The sequence below is a fragment of the Rhizobacter sp. J219 genome (assembly GCF_024700055.1).
Lineage (GTDB): Bacteria > Pseudomonadota > Gammaproteobacteria > Burkholderiales > Burkholderiaceae_C > Rhizobacter.
The window spans coordinates 550,665-570,460 of the sequence record NZ_JAJOND010000001.1 but is presented as its reverse complement, the minus strand read 5'-3'; the positions used below and the strand labels follow the sequence as shown (position 1 = coordinate 570,460).

Here is a 19,796-nt window from a genome sequence, read left to right as displayed (position 1 = left end):
GATCAGGCCAACGCACGCGTGCCGTCGGGAGACGCGCCGCGTGCCAGCCACTCCAGGGCGCCGGCTCCGACCGCGCGCCCTGTGGCCATGCAGGCGGTCAGCAGATAGCCGCCGGTCGGAGCCTCCCAGTCGAGCATTTCGCCGGCACAGAACACGCCGGGGTGGCTTGCCAGCATCAGCCGGTCGTCAAGCGCCTCGAAGCGCACACCGCCAGCCGTGCTGATCGCTTCATTCACCGGCCGCGCCGCCACCAGACGCACGGGCAGAGACTTGATGGCGTGCGCGAGCCGCCCGGCATCGGCCATCTCGTCCTTCGACAGCAGTTCGTAGAGCAAAGCAGCCTTGACGCCATGCAGCCCGAGCCGGCTCTTGAGGTGGGTCGACAGCGAACGTGGACCACGTGGGTGCGCCAGCTCGTCGCGCACCCAGTCGAGGCTGCGCGCGGGCAGCAGGTCGAGGTGCATGACGGCCTGGCCGTGGGCCTCGATCTCATCGCGCAGCAAGGCCGACGCGGCATACACCAGGCTGCCTTCCAGGCCGGTTTGCGTGACCACGCATTCGCCCACCTGGCTGAAGGCCGGCCCTGCCGACGGTTGGAACGACAGGCGCACCGACTTCAAAGGTTGCCCCGCATGGCGCTCCTGCAGATGGGCCGACCAGCCGACATCGAAGCCGCAGTTGGCCGGGCGCAGGGGTGCGAGTTCGTCGGGGGACAGCAGCCAACCGGCCCAGGCGCCGTCGGAGCCGAGCCTCGCCCAACTCGCACCGCCCAGCCCCAGCACCACCGCATCGCCTTCGACTGCCCGCGTGCCCTCGGGCGTGTCGAACTGCAGCATCCACCGATCGCCCACCGCGCTCAGCCCACGACAACGGTGACGCATGTGAAAGCGCACCCCGGCCGAACGCAGGCGCTGCAACCAGGCGCGCAGCAGCGGCGCGGCCTTCATGTCGGTCGGGAACACACGGCCCGACGAGCCGACGAAAGTGTCGACGCCAAGCCCCTGCGTCCACGCGCGCAGCTGCTCGGGCCCGAATGCGCGCAGCCACCCGTCGAGCCGCGACCGCTGCGGGCCATAGCGATCGAGAAATCGCTCCAGGGTCTCGCTGTGCGTGAGGTTGAGCCCGCCCTTGCCGGCCAGCAGGAACTTGCGGCCGACAGACGGCATGCCGTCGTAGACGTCGACCTGCGCACCCCCCTGCACGGCCACTTCAGCGGCCATGAGGCCGGCGGGTCCACCGCCCACGATGGCGATGTGCGGCGTTCGAGAAGGTGCATTCATGGAGGCATTGTCGGCGGGACCGTGATGCCCGCCGTGCCTCCTCGCGTCGTTCAGTCAGCCGCGCGCAGGGCGGCCTTCAGCTGCTGGCCCAGTTCGGGCTTGGCCGCAAACGGGTCGGTCGGGTTGCGCTGCTGCATCACGTCTTCCAGGCGCGTCTGCACGCCACCCAGCGCATGCGGATGGCTGAAGATGTAGAAGCGACCCTCGGCCACCGCATCGAAGACCGACTGGGCCATCGTCGCCGCAGTCACCTTGCCACTGCTCACCGCCTTCTCGCTCATCGCACGGGCGATGAGCTGGCTCTTGGTGGGCTTGGCATTGGCGTCCACCATCTCGGCCGGGCGGTTGCGTGCGCTGTTGCTGATGCCGGTCGGGATGAAGTAAGGGCACAGCACCGAAGCACCGATCTGGTCGGTGACGAGGCGCAGATCCTGGTAGAGCGTTTCGCTCAGGGCCACCACCGCGTGCTTGGTCACGTTGTACACGCCCATGTTGGGCGCGTTGAGCATGCCGGCCATCGAGGCGGTGTTGACGATGTGTCCTTCGTAGGCGGGGTTCTTCTTCGCAGCGTCGAGCATCATCGGCGTGAAGACGCGAACGCCGTGGGCCACGCCCATGAGGTTGACGCCGACGACCCACTCCCAGTCTTTCAGCGACTGCTCCCAGATCAGTCCGCCACCACCGACACCGGCGTTGTTGAACACAAAAGTCGGCGCCCCGAAGCGCTCAAAGGTGGCCGCGCCCATCGCCTCGACTTCAGCCGCTTTCGAGACATCGAGCTTGAACGGCAGCACCTTCGCGCCCAGGCCTTCGATCTCGGCCGTGGCGGCATCGAGCGCGTCCTTCTGCACGTCGGCCAGCACGACATTCATGCCCAGCTTGGCGGCGATGCGTGAGGCCTCCAGGCCGAAGCCCGAGCCCGCGCCGGTGATGACGGCGGTGCCGCCCTTGAAGTTCTTCATTTGCTTTCTCCTGAGTCGATCTTGGGTTTCTTGATGATTTGGCGAAGGGCCGCCCCGAGGCAAATCGCCCCCCTCGGGGGGCCTGCGCTAAGCGGCAGGTTTGGGGGCCTTCACCTGGTAGCCGATGCGCGGAAAGTGCACATGCAGCGTGCCGGCCCTTTCGTCCTTGCGCTCGATCACCACTTCGTTCTGGTTCAAACCGACCAAGGTGCCCGCGACGAGGTCGGTCGCGTAGTCCGTGGGTGACACGGTCACGGCGTCCCCCGCCGCGAATCCGGAGCCGGTTTCAACTTTCGTGGCCGCATGGCGTGGCGTGCTGGCGGCGAGTTCGATTGCCGCGTCGCTGCGCATCTTGTCAGGCGCGCCATGGCCGTACGCAGCCACACGCTCGTACCACGCGAGCAAGCGCGCGAACGGCGCCAGCACGGTGGCCACCGGTGGCGCACGGCGGATGTACCAGAGCGACTGCGCCACCGAAAAATCTGCAATGCAGGGCTGGGCACCGAGCAGGAAGGCGCGGCCATCCGCCAGCTCGGTGTCGAGCCAGCCGAAATAGCTGGCGAGCTGCGCAGCGCCATCGACCGTCGTCGCACGGCGCAGGTTGGGTGTCATCGCCGCGCGGTCGGCGGCGAAGGCTTTCAGAAACTCGGGCGGCGCATCACCGAACAGGTGTTGCGCGCCCGCCGGCTGCATGGTGTACGGGATGGCCGCCCAGAAGAGCGTCGTGTCGGCCCATTGCGCCAGGATGTGCTGGGCTCCACCTGCCGCGACTGGGTACAGAGGTGGCTGCGGCGCCATCTCGTCGATCACGTGGCACATCAGCGCCGTGTCGCAATAGATATCGGCGCCGACCTGAAGGAACGGCGTGCGCCGGTAGCCACCAGTGAGCGCCACCACGTCGGGCTTGGGCAGCATCACCGGCACGGTGACCGACTTCCAGGCCAGGCCCTTGTAGCCGAGGATCAGGCGCACCTTCTCTGAGAAGGGCGAGCCAGCGTAGTGGTGAAGCACCAGGTCGGACATGGTCGATTTCGTGGGTAGTGGCGTGGAAGATCGCGGCGAGGCGATCAATCCGACGCGTTGTTGCGCATGATCTTGCGACCGCCCGCCGGAAGGCCCTTGAGGTACTTGAAGGTGCCGGTGGCCTGGGCGACGAGCGCGCCTTTTTCATCGAACACCTGCGCCTCGCAGAACGCGAGCGATGCGGTGCCATGCACCCGCTTGCCCTTGGCATGCAGGCGTCCGAGGCCGGGGCGCATGAAGCTCGTCTTCATCTCGATGGTGACGACGCCGATGCCGTTGCTCTGCCCTTCACCGCCGAGCCCGGTGGCGCGTGCGGCGTGGGCCATCGTCACGTCGAGCAGCGTCATCGTCACACCCCCGTGCGCCACGCTCCACGAGTTGCAGAGTCCCTCGCGCAGCGTGACGGCGATCTCGGCCTCGCCGTCCTCGAACTTCAGCAGCTCGAAGCCGAGGTGTTCGACGAAGGGGATGAAGGTGTGAAACTTCATGCCGATGGGGCTTGCCGTTCAGCCGCCGTGCACGGCGCTCACACCGCCGTCCACCGCGAGGATCTGCCCTGTGATGTGCTTGCCCGCCGCCGAGGCGAAGAGCAGCGCCGCGCCCTTCAGGTCATCGTCGTCGCCGATGCGGCGAAGCGGCGCCTTGGCCGCCATCGCGTCGGCACCCACGCGCTCGATCGTGCCCTTGGTCATCTTGCTCGGGAAGAAACCCGGCGCCAGCGCGTTGACGGTGATGCCGTACTTGCCCCACTCGCCCGCCAGCGTGCGGGTGAAGTTCACCGCCGCACCCTTGCTCGTGCCGTAGGCGATGTACTGGATGTCGGGGCCGGCGCCGGAGAGGCCGGCGATCGAGGCCACGTTGATGATGCGGCCCTGGCGGCGCGGGATCATGCTCAGCTTCCCGATGGCCTGGCTCATCAGGAAGATGCTGCGGATGTTGAGGTTCATGACCTTGTCCCACGCCTCAAGCGGGTGGTCCTCGGCGGGCGCGCCCCAGGTGGCGCCGGCGTTGTTGACGAGGATGTCGACGTTGCCGAGGCGCGCCATCGCGTCGGCGGCCACGCGCTGGATCTCTTCGGGTTGGCTCGCGTCGGCGGCAATCCAAAGCGCGTCGATGCCACGCGCCTTCAGGTGCGCGGCCGACTCTTCCAGGTCGCTCGCCTTGCGCGAGGTGAGCAGCACACGCGCACCGGCTTCGCCGAGCGCTTCGGCGATCTGCAGGCCGAGGCCGCGCGAGCCACCGGTGACGAGCGCGGTCTTGCCGCTGAGGTCGAAAAGTTTCTGGATCGGGGTGCTCATGGTGTTGTCTTGTCGGAAGGTTGAGGCGTGTCTTTCATGCGCGAGCGCACATAGATAAGGGCGAAGCCGAGGGCCGCGATGGCGCCACCGATGACGATCACGGTGGTGCCAAGCCCGTCGGCGCTGCGCTGGACCGAGAGGCCGAGGCCCACGCCCAGCAGGCCGCCGTAGATGAGGACCCAGATCAGCGTGTCGAGCGTGCTCGTCTTCATAGGGGTGTGTTCAGAACCAGGATTCGTCCATCGTGCGGCAGGTGTCGTCGCGTGTCTCCACCACCTTGAGCCAGGCCGGCACACGCGGCAGCTCGTAGCGGAAGAAATAGCGCGCCGCGGCCAGCGTGCCCTGCCGCAGGTTCTCGTCGGCCTTCGACGCTTGCGCGCAGAGGGCGACATCGAGCCAGATCCAGGCGAGCACCGTGTGGCCGAAGGCCTGCAGGTACGGCACCGCGTTGGCCAGCGCCTCTTCGGGCACGCCCGTGGCCCACGCGGCCTTGGTCGCATTGCCCAGGTGCTTGAGCGCACCAGCCAGCGCGTTCGCTGCTTCAGCCCACTCGGGCGTCTGCACCGCGCGCTCGATCGTCGCGTTGACCTTGGCGGCCAGCAGCGCGAGGCCCTTGCCGCCATCCATCACCACCTTGCGGCCCAGCAGGTCGAGGCCCTGGATGCCGTGCGTGCCCTCGTGGATCATGTTCAGCCGGTTGTCGCGCCAGTACTGCTCCACCGGGTAGTCGCGCGTGTAGCCGTAGCCACCGTGGATCTGGATCGCGAGGCTGTTGGCCTCCAGGCACCACTCGCTGGGCCAGCTCTTCGCGATGGGCGTGAGCATCTCCAGCAGCAGGCCGGCTTCGGCGCGCTTGTCGGCGTCACCGGTGTGCAACTCGTCGACGAGACGCGAGCAGTACAGCTCCAGTGCCAGCGCACCTTCGCAATACGACTTCTGCGCGAGCAGCATGCGCTTCACGTCGGCGTGCTGAATGATGGGGATCTGCGGCTGCTTCGGGTCCTTGCCCGTCGGGTTGATCGGCCGGCCTTGCGGGCGGCCCTTGGCGTATTCCAGGCTCGCCTCGTAACCGGCATAGCCCAGCATCACCGCACCGAGGCCCACGCCGATGCGCGCCTCGTTCATCATGTGGAACATGCACTTGAGGCCATCGCCCGGCTTGCCCACCAGGTAGCCGATCGCACCCGCCTTGCCCCGCGCCGGGTACTTGCCTTCGCCGAAGTTGAGCAGCGTGTTGGGAATGCCGCGGTAGCCGAGCTTGTGGTTCAGGCCGGCGAGTGCCACGTCGTTGCGTTCGCCGGTCAGCTTGCCGTCGACGTCGACCAGCTTCTTCGGCACGATGAAGAGCGAGATGCCCTTGGTGCCCGGGATCAGGTTGCCATCAGGCCCGGGGATCTTGGCCAGCACCAGGTGCACGATGTTTTCGGTCAGCTCATGCTCGCCGTTGCTGATCCACATCTTGTTGCCGCGCAGGCGGTAACGTGGGCCGAGCGGGTCGCTCTCGAAGTCGTCGCCATCGGGCGTAGCGCGCGTGAGGATGTCGGAGAGCGACGAGCCCGCCTGAGGCTCGGAGAGGCACATGGTGCCGAAGAAGCGGCCGGCGAACTCATTCTTCGCGAAGACCTCCTTCTGCCGCTCGGTGCCGTGCGCCATCAGCAGGTTGGCGTTGCCGCTGGTGAGCATGGCACCGCCACCGAGCCCGATGCTGGCCTTGGAGAAGAAGGTGTTGGCCGCCATCTCCACCACGCAGGGCAGCTGCATGCCGCCGATGTCGTAGTCCTGTGCGGCGGCGAGCATGCCTGATTCGACGTACGCCTTGGCCGCGTCGTACGACGCCTGCGGCAGGATCACCTTCTCGCCATCGAAGTGCGGCTCCTCGGTGTCGGCGAGGCGGTTGAAGGGCTCGAACTTGTCGCGGGCGATGCGCTCGCAGGTGTCGAGCACCGAGGCGAAGGTCTCGCGCGAGTGGTCGGAGAAGCGCTGGCGCTGCGCCAGCTGCTCCACCGCCAGCCAGTCATAGAGCAAGAAATCGACGGTGGAGCGGTAGGTCATGGCGTCAGCCCGTCACAGCACCTCGAACACGCCAGCGGCACCCATGCCGCCGCCGATGCACATGGTCACCACCACACGCTTGGCACCGCGGCGCTTGCCCTCGATGAGCGCGTGGCCGGTGAGGCGCTGGCCGCTCACACCGTAGGGGTGGCCGACGGCGATGGCGCCGCCATTCACGTTCAGGCGGTCCATCGGAATGCCCAGTGTGTCGGCGCAATAGAGCACCTGGACGGCGAAGGCTTCGTTGAGTTCCCAGAGGTCGATGTCGCTGACCTTGAGGCCGAGCTTCTTCAGCACCTTGGGCACGGCGAACACCGGGCCGATGCCCATCTCGTCGGGCTCGCAACCGGCCACCGCAAAGCCGAGGAAGCGGCCGAGCGGCTTGAAGCCGCGCTGCTCGGCCAGCTTCTCGTTCATCAGCACGCAGGCACCGGCGCCGTCGCTGAACTGGCTGGCGTTGCCGGCGGAGATCAGGCCCCCGGGCAGCGCGGGCTTGATGCCGGCGATGCCTTCCTTGGTGGTGCCGGGGCGCAGGCCCTCGTCGGCGCTGATGGTCACTTCCTTCGTGCGCAGGCCCATCACCGGGTCGGCCACGCCGGCCATCGTGGTGACCGAGATCATCTCGGCGTTGAACTTGCCGGCTTCCTGCGCGGCACACGCTTTCTGCTGACTGGCGGCGCCGTACTCGTCCATGCGATCACGGCCGATGTTGTAGCGCTTGGCCACCTGCTCGGCGGTCTGCAGCATGCTCCAGTAGATCTCGGGCTTGTGTTCCACAAGCCAGCCGTCGGCGGCCATGTGGCGGTTGGCTTCGTTCTGCACGCAGGAGATGCTCTCCACGCCGCCAGCCACGTACACGTCGCCTTCGCCCGCGATGATGCGTTGGGCGGCGGTGGCGATGGTCTGCAGGCCGCTGGAGCAGAAGCGGTTGATGGTCATGCCGCTGGCCGTGATCGGCAGGCCGGCGCGCAGGGCGATCTGGCGGGCGATGTTGCCGCCCGTCGCGCCTTCGGGCGTGGCGCAGCCCATGATGACGTCGTCGACTTCGGCGCCGTCGATGCCGGCGCGCTCGACGGCGGCCTTGACCGCAAAGCCGCCCAGCGTGGCGCCATGGGTCATGTTGAAGGCACCCTTCCAGCTCTTGGCGAGCGGCGTGCGGGCGGTGGAAACGATCACGGCTGAGGTCATGGGGTACTCCGGGGTGTTCTCGGGAATCAGGCCGCCGCCACAGGGGTTTTGGGGGCCGGCAGGTAGATGCTGTTCTTGGGCTTGGCGAAGACGCGGCGCAACGCCGGCTCGAATTCGCTGATCGGCAGCGTCTCGCCCTTGGGGTCGAAGGCCGGGTTGTCGTAGAGCGCGCAGAACTCGGCGGTGCGCTCGTAGCTCGGGTGGCCTTCGAACTGGTCGCGCAGGTGGCGGTCCAGGCCCAGGTGGTGGAAGAAGTAGTAGCCCTGGAAGATGCCGTGGTGTTGCACCATCCAGAGGTTCTCTTCGCTGACCCAGGGCTTGAGGATCGCGGCGGCGATGTCGAAGTGGTTGGCAGGCCCGAGCGTGTCACCGATGTCATGCAGCAGCGCGCACACCACGTACTCGTCGTCGCGGCCGTCCTTCATCGCGCGGGTGGCGGTCTGCAGCGAGTGCGTATACCGGTCGACCGGGAAGCCGCCGTAGTCGCCTTCGAGCAGCTTCAGGTGGGCGATGAGGCGATCGGGCAGGCCGCGCTGAAAGACGCCGGCTTCTTCTTTGATGATGGACCAGTCTTCGGCGGTACTGGTCTCCATGCTGCTGAAGGTGGCGCGTTTCATAGGCGGTGTCTCCTTAGCTGAACGTCTTGCCCTCGGCCGCAAGCTTGGCGAGCAGCGGTGCCGGCTCCCAGAACTTCGCGTCGTCGAGCGGGTTCTTCTGGAAGCGGCGCATGCTGGCGACCACGTTGAAGAGGCCTTGCGTGTCGGCGTAGCACATCGGGCCGCCGCGGAACGCGGGGAAGCCGTAGCCGGTAAGGTAGACCATGTCGATGTCGGACGCGCGCAGCGCAATGCCTTCTTCGAGGATCTTGGCGCCTTCGTTGACGAGCGCATAGACCAGACGCTGGACGATCTCCTGGTCGCTGATCTTGCGCGGCGTGATGCCCTTCTCGGCACGCACCTTCTCGATCATCGCGACCACTTCCTTCGACGGGATCGCGTCGCGCTTGCCGGGCTTGTAGTCGTACCAGCCTGCGCCCGTCTTCTGGCCGTAGCGGCCCATCTCGCACAGCACGTCGGCCGTCTTGCTGTAGATCATCTCGGGCTGCTCGACGTAGCGGCGCTTGCGGATGTACCAGCCGATGTCGTTGCCCGCGAGGTCACCCATACGGAACGGGCCCATCGCGAAGCCGAACTTCTCGATCGCGCGGTCGACCTGCTCGGGTGTCGCGCCCTCTTCCAGCAGGAAGCCGCCCTGGCGCGAGTACTGCTCGATCATGCGGTTGCCGATGAAGCCGTCGCACACGCCGGAGACCACGCAGGTCTTCTTGATCTTCTTGCCGAGCGCCATCACGGTGGCAAGCACGTCTTTCGCCGTCTTCTCGCCGCGGATCACCTCCAGCAGCTTCATCACATTGGCCGGGCTGAAGAAGTGCGTGCCGATCACGTCCTGCGGACGCTTGGTGAAGGCGGCGATCTGGTTGACGTCGAGCGTGGAGGTGTTGGACGCGAGGATGGCACCCGGCTTCATCACCTCGTCGAGCGCCTTGAAGACCTTCTCCTTCACGCCCATCTCTTCGAACACGGCCTCGATCACCATGTCGGCGTCTTTGAGGTCGCCGTAGTTGAGCGTGGTGGTCAGGAGCGCCATGCGCGCGTCGAGCTTCTCCTGCGTGAGCTTGCCCTTCTTGACCTGCGCTTCGTAGTTCTTGCGGATGGTGGCGATGCCGCGGTCGAGCGCTTCCTGCTTCATCTCGAGCATCACCACCGGCATGCCGGCGTTGAGGAAGTTCATCGCGATGCCGCCACCCATGGTGCCGGCGCCGATGATGGCGAGCTTCTTCACATCACGCACCGGTGTGTCGGCCGGCACGTCGGGGATCTTGCTCGTGGCGCGCTCGGCCATGAACACATGGCGCAGTGCGCGGCTCTCGGGCGTGAGCATCAGGTTCTGGAACGTGACGAGCTCCAGCCGCATGCCTTCGTCGAAGGGCTTGTAGACCGCGTTGGCCACCGCCTCCACGCACTGCAGCGGGGCCGGGTAGTTGCGCGACATGGCACCCACCGAGTTGCGCGCGAACTGGAAGTAGCCGTCGGCGTTGGGATGCGTCGCCTTGAGGTTGCGCACGAGCGGCAGCGGCCGCTTGTCGGCGACCTCCGCCGCAAAAGCGAGCGCAGCCGTCAGCACATCGCCATCGACCAGCTTGTCGAAGAGCTTCTGGCCCGGCAGCGAGGCGAGCATCTCGCTCTTCACCGGCTCGCCGCTCACGATCATGTTCAGCGCGGTTTCCACGCCCAGCACGCGCGGCAGGCGCTGCGTGCCACCGGCGCCCGGCAGCAGTCCAAGCTTCACTTCCGGCAACGCGACCTGCGTGCCCTTGGCGACCACGCGGTAGTGGCAGCCCAGCGCCAGCTCCAGGCCACCGCCCATGCACACGCTGTGGATCGCCGCGACCACCGGCTTGCTCGTGGCCTCGACGGCCGCGATCACGCTCAGCAGGTTGGGCTCGGCCAGGGCCTTGGGCGATCCGAACTCCTTGATGTCGGCGCCGCCGGAAAACGCGTTGCCCGCGCCGGTGATCACGATGGCCTTCACGGCACTGTCGGCTTCAGCCTTTTCCAGGCCCTGGGTGATGCCGAGCCGGGTGGCCAAGCCCAGGCCGTTGACCGGCGGGTTGTTCAACGTGATGACGGCAACGTTGCCGCGCAGTTCATAGGTGGCGCTCATGGCGAAGACCCTCGGGAAGAGAAAACGAACGATCGTTCGAGTCTAGAAAACAGAACGGCCGGCTCCTGTCTCGTCAGCGACAAACCGGCCAGCCGGAATGTCGTGCGAAGCAGTGCCGGCCGGGGTGGCTAGCGGAAGCTTCAGGTGATCTTAGACCTCCAGCCACTCCTTGCGAATGCCCGCGTTGGCACGAAGCTCGGTCGGGGTTCCTTCGAACACCACCTGGCCGTGGCCCATCACGTAGCAGCGCTCCGAAATCTCGAGCGCGATGGTGAGCTTCTGCTCGACCAGCAGCACCGAGATGCCACGGCGCTTGAGTTCCTTCAGGTACTCGGCCACCAGCTCCACGATCTTGGGCGCAAGGCCCTCGGTCGGCTCGTCGATCATGATGAGGTCGGGGTCACCCATCAACGTGCGGCACAGCGTGAGCATCTGCTGCTCGCCGCCCGAGAGCACACCGGCCTCGGTGTGCTGGCGCTCCTTGAGCCGCGGGAACATCTGGTACATGTCGTCGAACGACCAGCGGGGCTTCTTGCTCGTGCCCTTCTCGCCGAGCATCAGGTTCTGGTGCACGGTGAGCTTGGGGAAGATGTCGCGGTTCTCGGGCACGTAGCCGATGCCGGCATGCGCGATCTGGAACGCCTTCTTGCCGAGGATTTCCTGGTCGCGGAACTTGACCGACCCGTGGCCATCGACCAGGCCCATGATGGTCTTGACCGTGGTCGAGCGGCCCGAGCCGTTGCGGCCCAGCAGGGCCACGATCTCGCCGGGATTGATGTTCAGGTTCACGCCATGCAGCACATGGCTCTTGCCGTAGTAGGCGTGCAGGTCTTTGAGTTGCAGCATCGTCATGGTCAGTGCCCCGCCGCCTGTTGTTCGGCCAAGACGGAGCCGAGATAAGCCTCTTGCACGCGAGCATTGGCGCGCACGGCGTCGGGCGTGTCGAAGGCGATCACTTCTCCGTACACGAGCACGGCGATCTTGTCGGCCAGGCCGAAGACCACGCCCATGTCGTGTTCCACCGTGAGCAGCGTCTTGCCGACGGTGATCTCGCGGATGAGCTGGATGAAGCGCGAGGTCTCGCTCTTGCTCATGCCGGCGGTGGGCTCGTCGAGCAGGATCACGCTCGCGCCGCCGGCGATGGTGATGCCGACTTCGAGCGCACGCTGCTCGGCGTAGGTGAGGTTCATCGCCTCCACGTCGCGCTTGGCGTCGAGCTTGATCATGTGCATGACCTGTTCGGCGCGGTCGTTGGCGTCGTGCAGGTTGGCGAGGAACTTCCAGAACACGTAGCGGTAGCCCATCGACCACAGCACGGCGCAACGGATGTTCTCGAACACCGACAGCCGGCCGAAGAGGTTGGACACCTGGAAGCTGCGCGCCAGCCCGCGGCGGCTGATCTCGAACGGCCGCAGCCGGTCGATGCGCTCGCCATGCAGCTTGATCTCGCCGCTGGTGAGTCCGAAGCGGCCGCTGATGAGGTTGAACAGCGTCGACTTGCCGGCCCCGTTGGGGCCGATGATGGCCACACGTTCGCCCTCTTTCACCTTCAGCGAGGCGCCGCGGATGATCTCGGTCTTGCCGAAGCTCTTGCGGCAGTCGTTGGCTTCGAGAGCCCAACCGCCCTTGTTGTTTGCCACGTTGCCCTGGCTCATGCAGCACCTCTGCGGTGAATCTCTTTTTCGATTTCTTCCTGGATGGCGCCCCACTTCGCATGGAAGCGGCGACGCACCATCTCGAACAGCGCACCACCCACCACCAGCAGCACGCCGGCGCCGACCCAGTTGGTCATGTCCTTGGTGTTGAGCACCTGGCCCAGGAACTTGATGGTGTCGCCGGTGCCGGCTTCGAGCTGGACGTGATAGACCATCTCGATCAGCGCGGCAGCGCCCACCAGCCAGACCGCGGTGGTGAGCACCAGGCCGACATAGCTCAGCGCGAGGCGATTCCACTTCTTGAACAGCGCCACCCGCAGGTTCATCATGATCAGGCTGGAGATGCCGCCGGGGGCGAACATCACCATCACGAGGAACACCAGGCCCAGGTAGAGCAGCCAGGCTTTCGTCAGCTCGGACAGCAGCACGAAGGCCAGCACCGCCAGCACCGCGCCGATGATCGGGCCGAAGAAGAACAACGCCCCGCCGAGGAAGGTGAACAGCAGATAGCCACCCGAGCGCGCAGCACCCACGGCTTCGGCCGTCACGATCTCGAAGTTGAGCGCCGTCAAGCCGCCACCGATGCCGGCAAAGAAGCCGGCGATGATGAACGCGATGTAGCGCACGACCTGGGTGTTGTAGCCGACGAACTCGACACGTTCCGGGTTGTCACGCACGGCGTTGAGCATGCGGCCAAGCGGCGTGCGCGTCAGCATGAACATCAGGCCGGTGCAGATGAAGCAATACACCGCGATCAGGTAGTACACCTGGATCGCCGGGCCGAAGGTGATGCCGAACACCGGCTCCCCGATCACGCGATTGGCGCTGACGCCGCCCTCGCCACCGAAGAAGCCCGAGAACATCAGCGACATCGCGAACACCAGTTCGCCCACACCCAGCGTGATCATCGCGAAGGTGTTGGCCGATTTCTTGGTGGTCACCCAGCCGAGGATCGCGGCCACGCCGGCACCCGCCACGCCGCCCACGATGGGGATCAGGCTCACCGGGATCGGCAGCTTGCCGCCGCTGGCCAGGTTGAGCGCATGAATCGCGAAGAAGGCGCCGAGGCCGGTGTACACCGCGTGGCCGAAGCTCAGCATGCCGCCCTGGCCCAACAGCAGGTTGTAGCTGAGGCAGATGATGATCATGTAGCCCATCTGGGACAACACGGTCAGTGCAAGGCTGCTCTTGAAGATCAGCGGTGCCACGAGCAGCAGCAGCGCGAACCCGCTCCAGATGACGAGGCGGCCGATATTGAAGGGCTGAAATTGGAAATACTGTGTCTTGCTCATGTCAGCCCTCGCGCGTGCCCATCAAGCCTCTCGGGCGGAAGATCAGCATGAGCACCAGCAACGCGTACGGAAGGATGGGTGCCACCTGCGAGATCTTCAATTCGAGCAGCGCATAGCCAAAGGTGGAAGGTGTGACGTTCACGTTCAGTGAGCGCAGCGCGCCCAGCAGCGAGTGGTCCATCGCCACCGCGAAGGTCTGGAGGACGCCGATCAGGAGCGACGCCGCAAAGGCACCGGCGAGCGAACCCATGCCGCCGACCACCACCACCACGAAGATGATCGGGCCGACCGCTGCCGCCATGCCGGGCTCGGTGACGTAGGCGTTGCCGCCGATCACGCCCGCAAGGCCGGCCAGCGCAGCACCACCGCCGAACACCAGCATGAACACACGCGGCACGTTGTGGCCCAGCGACTCCGACATCTCCGGGTGCGTCAGCGCCGACTGGATGATCAGGCCGATGCGCGTCTTCGCGAGCAGCAGCCAGATCGACACCAGCATCAGGAAGGCGACGAACATCATGAAGCCGCGGTACATCGGGAACTGCGTGCCGTACAGCGTGAAGAGCGGACCGTCGAGCGCTGCGGGCACCTTGTAGTCCACCGGCAGGCGGCCCCAGGTGAGTTGCACCAGCTCGAGCATCACGAACGAGAGGCCGAAGGTGATGAGCAGCTCTGGCACGTGGCCGAACTTGTGCACGCGGCGCAGACAGAAGCGCTCGAACGCCGCACCCAGCACGAAGGCGATCAGCGGCGCGATGAAAAGCGCCGGCCAGTAGCCCAGGTACTTCGACACGGAGAAAGCCGCGTAGGCGCCCAGCATGTAGAAGCTGGCATGGGCGAAATTGAGCACGCCCATCATGCTGAAGATCAGGGTCAGCCCTGAACTCAGCATGAACAGCAACAGCCCATAGCTGATGCCGTTCAGTAGCGATATGGTGAAGAACTCCATCGCGTCCTAAGGTCCAAAAGTGAGAGTGGAAAGCTCGTGAGCGCAGGCCCGAGAAGAGCAAGCGCAGCCGGCATACGTGCTGCAGTCGAACGCGGCAGCGTACTACGTGACGCAACGCCGCGCGGTCGCCGCCGAGACAGCAAGCACCTCGTCTGCCGCACCGCGCAAGCAGTTGCGCACCGTAGTTGATTTTCCGGAGAGCCGCGTTAGGGACTATCCCGCTGCAACGCACAAAAAGAGGCAAGCCCGCGAAGACTTGCCTCTTCTCAGAGAAGGCAGCGACGCAGCCTGCGTGGACTTTGTCAGCCCCGCGCAGGCTCGTGCGCCATCAGCTCGGACGCTTCATCTGGCAGGTGGTCGGGGTGCTGGCCACATAGGGCTCGAACACCTTCTCGGCGTGCCAGGTGTTGCCGGTGTTCTCGCGGTTCACCGGGTTCTTCTTGTCGACCTTGTTCCACGTGGCCAGGTACAGCGTCTGCTGCAGCTGGTGGTCGCTGGCGCGCATCTGCGCTTCGCCGGAGTGGATCTTGACCGACAGGCCTTCCATCGCCTTCGCCACCTTCACAGGATCGGTCGACTTGGCCTTGGCCATTGCGGCGCCGAGGGTCTTGTAGACCGAGATGGCGGTCGCGGTGCTGAAGTCTTCGCCCTTGAACTTGGCTTCGAAGCCTTTCATGATGTCCATCGGCTCGCCCGGCAGGTTCGGGTAGGACACGTAGACATAGCGCACCTTGCCCAGGCCGTAGTCACCGAGCGCCGTGGGCGAGCCGGTGGCACCGGCGTAGTAGGTGTACCAGTTGACCGTCAGGCCGGCGTCCTTGGCGGCCTTGAACAGCAGGGCCATGTCGTTGCCCCAGTTGCCGGTGATGACGGTGTCGGCGCCCGACTGCTTGATCTTGGCAACGTACGGCGCGAAGTCCTTCACCTGGGCAATCGGGTGCAGGTCTTCACCGACGATCTGAACGTCGGGGCGCTTGCGAGCCAGCGTTTCCTTGGCGAACTTGGCGACCTGGTGGCCGTGCGAATAGTTCTGGCCGATGATGTAGACCTTCTTGACGCTCTTGTCGTCCTTCATGTAGGTCGTCATCGCTTCCATCTTCATCGACGTGTCGGCGTCGAAGCGGAAGTGCCAGAAGCTGCACTTGCTGTTGGTGAGATCAGGGTCCACCGCGGCGTAGTTCAGCAGGACCAGTTCCTTGCCGGGGTTGCGCTCGTTGTGCTTGTTGATCGCGTCGATCAGGGCCATGGCCGGAGCCGAGCCGTTGCCTTGCACGATGTAGCGGATGCCCTGGTCGGTGGCGGCCTTCAGCACGCTCAGGCTTTCTTGAGCCGAACCCTTGTTGTCGAAGGGCACGACCTCGAACTTCACACCCGCCGGGTTGGCCTTGCCACTCTCACGCTCGGCCAGGTACTGGAAGGTGTGCAAGATGTTCGTACCGATGTTGGCCATCGGACCCGACAGCGGATCGATGAAGGCCAGCTTGACGGTCTCCCCGGCTTGCGCAAACGCGACGCTCGCATTGAGCGCCAGGGCCGCAGCCACCGACACGCCGAACATCTTCTTAGCGAATTTCATGACTTCTCCTTGGTGCACATAAAAACAAAACCCCATGAACATAACCGAATAGCCCCACTGAACGCTTCAAGGAATACCCGGAATCGCACGCGAGTGCAGAGCGTCTCCCGCTCTGCAGAACTGATGAATCAACCAGGGAGCCGATGGTCTTTGAACAACTCTCTCAGCTTGAGTTTCTGAATCTTGCCGGTCGCCGTATGAGGGATTTCGCTAACGAATGCGACGTCGTCAGGGATCTGCCACTTGGCGATGCGCCCTTCAAAGAAGCCCAGCAGTTCTTCGCGGCTGACCTCGGCCCCAGGCTTCTTCACCACCACCAGCAGCGGCCGCTCGTCCCACTTCGGATGCCGGCAGGCGATGGCCGCGGCCTCGTGCACCGCCGGGTGGGCCATCGCGATGTTTTCGAGGTCGATGGAGCTGATCCATTCACCGCCCGACTTGATGACGTCCTTGCTGCGGTCGGTGATCTGCATGAAGCCGTCGGCGTCGATGGTGGCCACGTCGCCGGTTGGGAACCACTCGAGCCCGTCGACCTTCACGAGCGGCGATTCCGCACGTTGGAAGTAGCTCGCGATGACCCACGGGCCGCGCACGACGAGGTTGCCTGACGCCTTGCCGTCCCACGGCAGCGGCTTGTTCTCGTCGTCGAGGATCAGCATGTCGACGCCGTAGACCACGCGCCCCTGCGTGAACTGCAGGCGCTCCTTGGCCTCCTTCCCGAGCGTGACGTGCTTGCCCTTGAGCTTGGCGAGCGTGCCCAGCGGCGACATCTCCGTCATGCCCCAGGCGTGGATCACCTCGACCCCGAACTCGTCTTGCAAGGTGCGCAGCATCGACGGCGGGCAGGCCGAACCGCCAATGACGGTGCGCTTGAAGGTGCTGAACTTGAGGTCGTTCTGCTTCACGTGGTTGATGAGGCCCAGCCACACCGTCGGCACGCCGGCACTGAAGGTCACCTTCTCGGCCTCGAAGAGCTCATGCAGCGACTTGCCATCGAGGTGCGGGCCGGGCATCACGAGCTTCGCGCCGACCAGCGGTGCGGAATACGGCAGGCCCCATGCGTTGACGTGGAACATCGGCACCACCGGCAAGATGGTGTCGGCCGCCGAGCAGCCCAGCGCATCGGGCAAGGCGCTGGCATAGGCATGCAGCAGCGTCGAGCGATGGCTGTACACGGCGCCCTTCGGGTTGCCGGTCGTGCCCGAGGTGTAGCAGATGCTCGAGGCGGTGCTCTCGTCGAATTCAGGCCATGCGTAGTTGCCGTCTTCGGCCTCCACCAGCTCTTCGTAGCACAGCAGGCCCGCCAGTCCCGTGCTCGCCGGCATGTGCGCGCGGTCGGTCATCAGCACGAAGTGCTTCACGCTCTTGAGCATCGGCGCGATCTTCTCCACCAGCGGCAGGAAGGTCAGGTCGAAGCACAGCATGCGGTCGCGGGCGTCTTCGGCGATCCAGACGATCTGCTCGGGGAAGAGCCGCGGGTTGATGGTGTGGCACACCAGCGCAGAGCCCGACGCGCCGTAATAGATCTCCAGGTGGCGATAGCCATTCCATGCGAGCGTGCCCACGCGGTCGCCGGGTGCGCACCCCAGTCGCGCGAAGGCCTGCGCGAGCTTGCGGGCGCGCAGCTCGCAATCCTTGTAGGTGTAGCGGTGGATGTCGCCTTCGGTTCGCTTGGAGACGATTTCGGTGTCGGCCGCGTGTCGTGCCGCGTGCTTGATGAGCGACGAGATCATCAGCGGCATTTCCATCATCTGGCCCATCAGGTGCGCCATGTCGTTTTCCTTCGAGATTGCTGCGATGCAACGGATCATAGGAATGGCGCTTCATGGCGATTTCTCATGTTTACCCCTAGAGAAATCGCAGCGAGACACGCTCGCTACACTGCCGTGATGGTTGAAGTTGTCGATGGCGCACCTGCGTCGCTTGTGCTTGAACGCCGCTGGGTGAATCGCTTTGCCACGCTGGGTGAGCGTTTCTACACACCCATGCAACCGCAAGGCCTGCCCGATCCGCATTGGGTCGCATGGAGCGATCGTTGCGCCGAACTGCTGGGCCTGCAGGACGAACGCGAGCAGCTGCTGCAGCCACTGAGCGGCAACGCACCGCTGCCGGGCATGGCGCCTCTGGCCAGCGTCTACAGCGGCCACCAGTTCGGCGTGTGGGCGGGGCAGCTCGGCGACGGCCGCGCACACCTGCTCGGCGAGCTCGACACGGCGAGCGGCCCGATGGAGATCCAGCTCAAGGGCGCCGGCCTCACGCCCTACTCGCGCATGGGCGATGGGCGCGCGGTGCTGCGCTCGTCGATCAGAGAATTCCTATGCTCCGAAGCGATGGCCGCGCTCGGCGTGCCGACCACACGCGCGCTGTGCATCACCGGCTCCGCGCTCCCCGTGCGCCGCGAAACCATCGAGACCGCGGCGGTGGTCACGCGCGTGGCGCCGAGCTTCATCCGTTTCGGGCACTTCGAGCATTTCACCCACACGGCCGAAGACACCGAAGCCCTGCGCCGGCTCGCCGACTTCGTCATCGCCAACCACTACCCTGAGTGCGCCACTTTGGCGCAGCCCTATGCGGCCTTGCTTGAAGCGGTGGCGCGCAAGACAGCCGAGTTGATGGCCTGGTGGCAGGCCGTCGGCTTCTGCCACGGGGTGATGAACACCGACAACATGTCGATCCTCGGGCTCACCATCGACTACGGGCCCTTCGGTTTTCTCGATGCCTTCGACCCCGGCCACGTCTGCAACCACTCCGACCACCAGGGCCGCTATGCCTACGCGCGGCAACCGAACGTCGGCTTCTGGAACCTGCATGCCCTGGCGCAAGGCCTGATGCCGCTGATCGACGACCCCGAGGCGGCGCTCGCCGCACTTGAGCCGTACAAGACCGTCTTCCCGCAGGCCCTCAAGACCCAGATGCGCGCCAAGCTGGGCCTGGCCACCGAGCAGGAAGACGACACCGCGCTGATCGACGGTTTGCTCAAGTGCATGGCCGCCGACCGTGCCGACTTCAGCATCACCTTCCGCCGGCTTGCGCACTTCAACTCAGCCGAAGGCGCGACCAACGACCGGGTGCGCGACATGTTCCTCGACCGCCCCGCCTTCGACGCCTGGGCGCAGGCCTACGCCGCTCGGCTGCGCGCCGAAGGCAGCGTCGACGCCGAACGTGCGCCGCGCATGAACCGCACCAACCCGAAATACATCTTGCGCAACCACCTGGCCGAAGTGGCCATCCGCGCCGCCCAGCAAGGTGACTTCAGCGAGACACACAAATTGCTGAAAGTTCTCGAACATCCCTACGACGAACAACCCGAGCATTCGGCGTACGCCGATTTCCCGCCCGAATGGGCGCAAGCCATCGAGGTGTCGTGTTCATCATGAGCAAGTACAAAGTTGAAAAGTCAGATGCAGAGTGGCGGGCCCAGCTCGACCCGATGCAATACGAAGTGGCACGCCACGCCGCCACCGAACGCGCCTTCACCGGCAAGTACTGGGACCACTTCGAGCGTGGCCAGTACAACTGCGTCGGTTGCGGCACGCCGCTGTTCAAGTCAGACACCAAGTTCGACGCCGGCTGCGGCTGGCCGAGCTACTGGGAGCCGATCAACAGCGAGGTCATCGAACGCGTGGTCGACAAGAGCCACGGCATGGTGCGCGTCGAGGTGCGCTGCAACAACTGCGGCTCGCACCTCGGCCACGTCTTCGAAGACGGCCCTGCTCCCACCGGTGACCGCTACTGCATCAATTCGGCGGCGATAGACTTCAAGCCCTCGACCTGAACGACGCGGCGCCCACGTGCCG

General features: G+C 65.4%; 18 protein-coding genes. 2 read left to right on the top strand and 16 right to left on the bottom strand.

Features of this window, described 5'->3' with window-relative positions:
* Nucleotides 1-2: 2 nt before the first annotated feature.
* The 16 genes from LRS03_RS02660 to LRS03_RS02585 all read right to left on the bottom strand — a co-directional run bounded on the left by LRS03_RS02660 (nt 3) and on the right by LRS03_RS02585 (nt 17,771).
* Nucleotides 3-1,280 (bottom strand): TIGR03862 family flavoprotein, encoded by a 1,278-nt coding sequence (locus LRS03_RS02660; RefSeq protein WP_257823742.1) that lies wholly within the window; start codon nt 1,278-1,280, stop codon nt 3-5.
* 50 nt (nt 1,281-1,330) lie between these two features.
* The gene (locus LRS03_RS02655; protein ID WP_257823741.1) at nt 1,331-2,242 is read right to left on the bottom strand and encodes an SDR family oxidoreductase; all 912 of its coding nucleotides are present in this window, start codon (nt 2,240-2,242) and stop codon (nt 1,331-1,333) included.
* An 87-nt stretch (nt 2,243-2,329) separates the two neighbouring features.
* Nucleotides 2,330-3,265 (bottom strand): glutathione S-transferase family protein, encoded by a 936-nt coding sequence (locus tag LRS03_RS02650; RefSeq protein WP_257823740.1) that lies wholly within the window; start codon nt 3,263-3,265, stop codon nt 2,330-2,332.
* A gap of 44 nt (nt 3,266-3,309) precedes the next feature.
* Nucleotides 3,310-3,753 carry a PaaI family thioesterase gene (locus tag LRS03_RS02645; protein ID WP_257823739.1) on the bottom strand — a complete coding sequence of 148 codons (444 nt, stop codon included), beginning with the start codon at nt 3,751-3,753 and terminating at the stop codon, nt 3,310-3,312.
* Between the two features lie 18 nt (nt 3,754-3,771).
* Nucleotides 3,772-4,563 carry an SDR family oxidoreductase gene (locus LRS03_RS02640; protein ID WP_257823738.1) on the bottom strand — a complete coding sequence of 264 codons (792 nt, stop codon included), beginning with the start codon at nt 4,561-4,563 and terminating at the stop codon, nt 3,772-3,774.
* A complete protein-coding gene (locus tag LRS03_RS02635) occupies nt 4,560-4,775 on the bottom strand; it encodes a hypothetical protein (RefSeq protein ID WP_257823737.1) in 216 nt (71 codons plus the stop codon). Before LRS03_RS02635 ends, LRS03_RS02640 begins: the two co-directional genes overlap by 4 nt.
* A 10-nt stretch (nt 4,776-4,785) precedes the next feature.
* Nucleotides 4,786-6,615 carry an acyl-CoA dehydrogenase gene (locus LRS03_RS02630; protein WP_257823736.1) on the bottom strand — a complete coding sequence of 610 codons (1,830 nt, stop codon included), beginning with the start codon at nt 6,613-6,615 and terminating at the stop codon, nt 4,786-4,788.
* A gap of 12 nt (nt 6,616-6,627) precedes the next feature.
* The gene (locus LRS03_RS02625; protein WP_257823735.1) at nt 6,628-7,803 is read right to left on the bottom strand and encodes an acetyl-CoA C-acyltransferase; all 1,176 of its coding nucleotides are present in this window, start codon (nt 7,801-7,803) and stop codon (nt 6,628-6,630) included.
* Nucleotides 7,804-7,829: 26 nt separating this feature from the next.
* Nucleotides 7,830-8,420 carry an HD domain-containing protein gene (locus LRS03_RS02620; protein ID WP_257823734.1) on the bottom strand — a complete coding sequence of 197 codons (591 nt, stop codon included), beginning with the start codon at nt 8,418-8,420 and terminating at the stop codon, nt 7,830-7,832.
* Between the two features lie 13 nt (nt 8,421-8,433).
* A complete protein-coding gene (locus tag LRS03_RS02615; RefSeq protein ID WP_257823733.1) occupies nt 8,434-10,527 on the bottom strand; it encodes a 3-hydroxyacyl-CoA dehydrogenase NAD-binding domain-containing protein in 2,094 nt (697 codons plus the stop codon).
* Between the two features lie 150 nt (nt 10,528-10,677).
* Nucleotides 10,678-11,373, bottom strand: coding sequence for an ABC transporter ATP-binding protein (locus LRS03_RS02610; protein WP_257829373.1), 696 nt, complete (start codon nt 11,371-11,373; stop codon nt 10,678-10,680).
* Between the two features lie 8 nt (nt 11,374-11,381).
* Complete coding sequence (locus LRS03_RS02605; RefSeq protein WP_257823732.1) at nt 11,382-12,182, bottom strand: ABC transporter ATP-binding protein; 801 nt, start codon at nt 12,180-12,182, stop codon at nt 11,382-11,384.
* Nucleotides 12,179-13,474: a branched-chain amino acid ABC transporter permease gene (locus tag LRS03_RS02600; RefSeq protein ID WP_257823731.1), complete on the bottom strand. Its 1,296-nt coding sequence runs from the start codon at nt 13,472-13,474 to the stop codon at nt 12,179-12,181. The genes LRS03_RS02605 and LRS03_RS02600 overlap by 4 nt, the downstream gene beginning before the upstream one ends.
* A 1-nt stretch (nt 13,475) precedes the next feature.
* Nucleotides 13,476-14,423, bottom strand: coding sequence for a branched-chain amino acid ABC transporter permease (locus LRS03_RS02595; RefSeq protein WP_257823730.1), 948 nt, complete (start codon nt 14,421-14,423; stop codon nt 13,476-13,478).
* A 328-nt stretch (nt 14,424-14,751) separates the two neighbouring features.
* On the bottom strand, nt 14,752-15,999 hold the full coding sequence (locus LRS03_RS02590; RefSeq protein WP_257823729.1) for a branched-chain amino acid ABC transporter substrate-binding protein: 1,248 nt from the start codon (nt 15,997-15,999) through the stop codon (nt 14,752-14,754).
* A 128-nt stretch (nt 16,000-16,127) separates the two neighbouring features.
* Complete coding sequence (locus tag LRS03_RS02585) at nt 16,128-17,771, bottom strand: 3-(methylthio)propionyl-CoA ligase (protein ID WP_257823728.1); 1,644 nt, start codon at nt 17,769-17,771, stop codon at nt 16,128-16,130.
* A 117-nt stretch (nt 17,772-17,888) separates the two neighbouring features.
* On the opposite strand from LRS03_RS02585, the gene LRS03_RS02580 reads away from it, so the two are divergent.
* Together LRS03_RS02580 and msrB are read left to right on the top strand one after the other, a co-directional pair.
* Nucleotides 17,889-19,376, top strand: coding sequence for a protein adenylyltransferase SelO (locus LRS03_RS02580; protein WP_257823727.1), 1,488 nt, complete (start codon nt 17,889-17,891; stop codon nt 19,374-19,376).
* Nucleotides 19,373-19,774 (top strand): peptide-methionine (R)-S-oxide reductase MsrB, encoded by a 402-nt coding sequence (gene msrB / locus LRS03_RS02575; protein ID WP_257823726.1) that lies wholly within the window; start codon nt 19,373-19,375, stop codon nt 19,772-19,774. Before LRS03_RS02580 ends, msrB begins: the two co-directional genes overlap by 4 nt.
* The last annotated feature ends 22 nt before the right edge of the window (nt 19,775-19,796 follow it).

What these genes read in the sequence shown, in the direction of transcription:
- LRS03_RS02615 (WP_257823733.1), bottom strand. Translation starts at nt 10,527, where the DNA reads ATGAGCGCCACCTATGAACTGCGCGGCAACGTTGCCGTCATCACGTTG.
- LRS03_RS02645 (WP_257823739.1), bottom strand. Translation starts at nt 3,753, where the DNA reads ATGAAGTTTCACACCTTCATCCCCTTCGTCGAACACCTCGGCTTCGAG.
- LRS03_RS02620 (WP_257823734.1), bottom strand. Translation starts at nt 8,420, where the DNA reads ATGAAACGCGCCACCTTCAGCAGCATGGAGACCAGTACCGCCGAAGAC.
- LRS03_RS02650 (WP_257823740.1), bottom strand. Translation starts at nt 3,265, where the DNA reads ATGTCCGACCTGGTGCTTCACCACTACGCTGGCTCGCCCTTCTCAGAG.
- LRS03_RS02640 (WP_257823738.1), bottom strand. Translation starts at nt 4,563, where the DNA reads ATGAGCACCCCGATCCAGAAACTTTTCGACCTCAGCGGCAAGACCGCG.
- LRS03_RS02655 (WP_257823741.1), bottom strand. Translation starts at nt 2,242, where the DNA reads ATGAAGAACTTCAAGGGCGGCACCGCCGTCATCACCGGCGCGGGCTCG.
- LRS03_RS02595 (WP_257823730.1), bottom strand. Translation starts at nt 14,423, where the DNA reads ATGGAGTTCTTCACCATATCGCTACTGAACGGCATCAGCTATGGGCTG.
- msrB (WP_257823726.1), top strand. Translation starts at nt 19,373, where the DNA reads ATGAGCAAGTACAAAGTTGAAAAGTCAGATGCAGAGTGGCGGGCCCAG.
- LRS03_RS02660 (WP_257823742.1), bottom strand. Translation starts at nt 1,280, where the DNA reads ATGAATGCACCTTCTCGAACGCCGCACATCGCCATCGTGGGCGGTGGA.
- LRS03_RS02610 (WP_257829373.1), bottom strand. Translation starts at nt 11,373, where the DNA reads ATGCTGCAACTCAAAGACCTGCACGCCTACTACGGCAAGAGCCATGTG.
- LRS03_RS02585 (WP_257823728.1), bottom strand. Translation starts at nt 17,771, where the DNA reads ATGGCGCACCTGATGGGCCAGATGATGGAAATGCCGCTGATGATCTCG.
- LRS03_RS02580 (WP_257823727.1), top strand. Translation starts at nt 17,889, where the DNA reads ATGGTTGAAGTTGTCGATGGCGCACCTGCGTCGCTTGTGCTTGAACGC.
- LRS03_RS02590 (WP_257823729.1), bottom strand. Translation starts at nt 15,999, where the DNA reads ATGAAATTCGCTAAGAAGATGTTCGGCGTGTCGGTGGCTGCGGCCCTG.
- LRS03_RS02635 (WP_257823737.1), bottom strand. Translation starts at nt 4,775, where the DNA reads ATGAAGACGAGCACGCTCGACACGCTGATCTGGGTCCTCATCTACGGC.
- LRS03_RS02630 (WP_257823736.1), bottom strand. Translation starts at nt 6,615, where the DNA reads ATGACCTACCGCTCCACCGTCGATTTCTTGCTCTATGACTGGCTGGCG.
- LRS03_RS02600 (WP_257823731.1), bottom strand. Translation starts at nt 13,474, where the DNA reads ATGAGCAAGACACAGTATTTCCAATTTCAGCCCTTCAATATCGGCCGC.
- LRS03_RS02625 (WP_257823735.1), bottom strand. Translation starts at nt 7,803, where the DNA reads ATGACCTCAGCCGTGATCGTTTCCACCGCCCGCACGCCGCTCGCCAAG.
- LRS03_RS02605 (WP_257823732.1), bottom strand. Translation starts at nt 12,182, where the DNA reads ATGAGCCAGGGCAACGTGGCAAACAACAAGGGCGGTTGGGCTCTCGAA.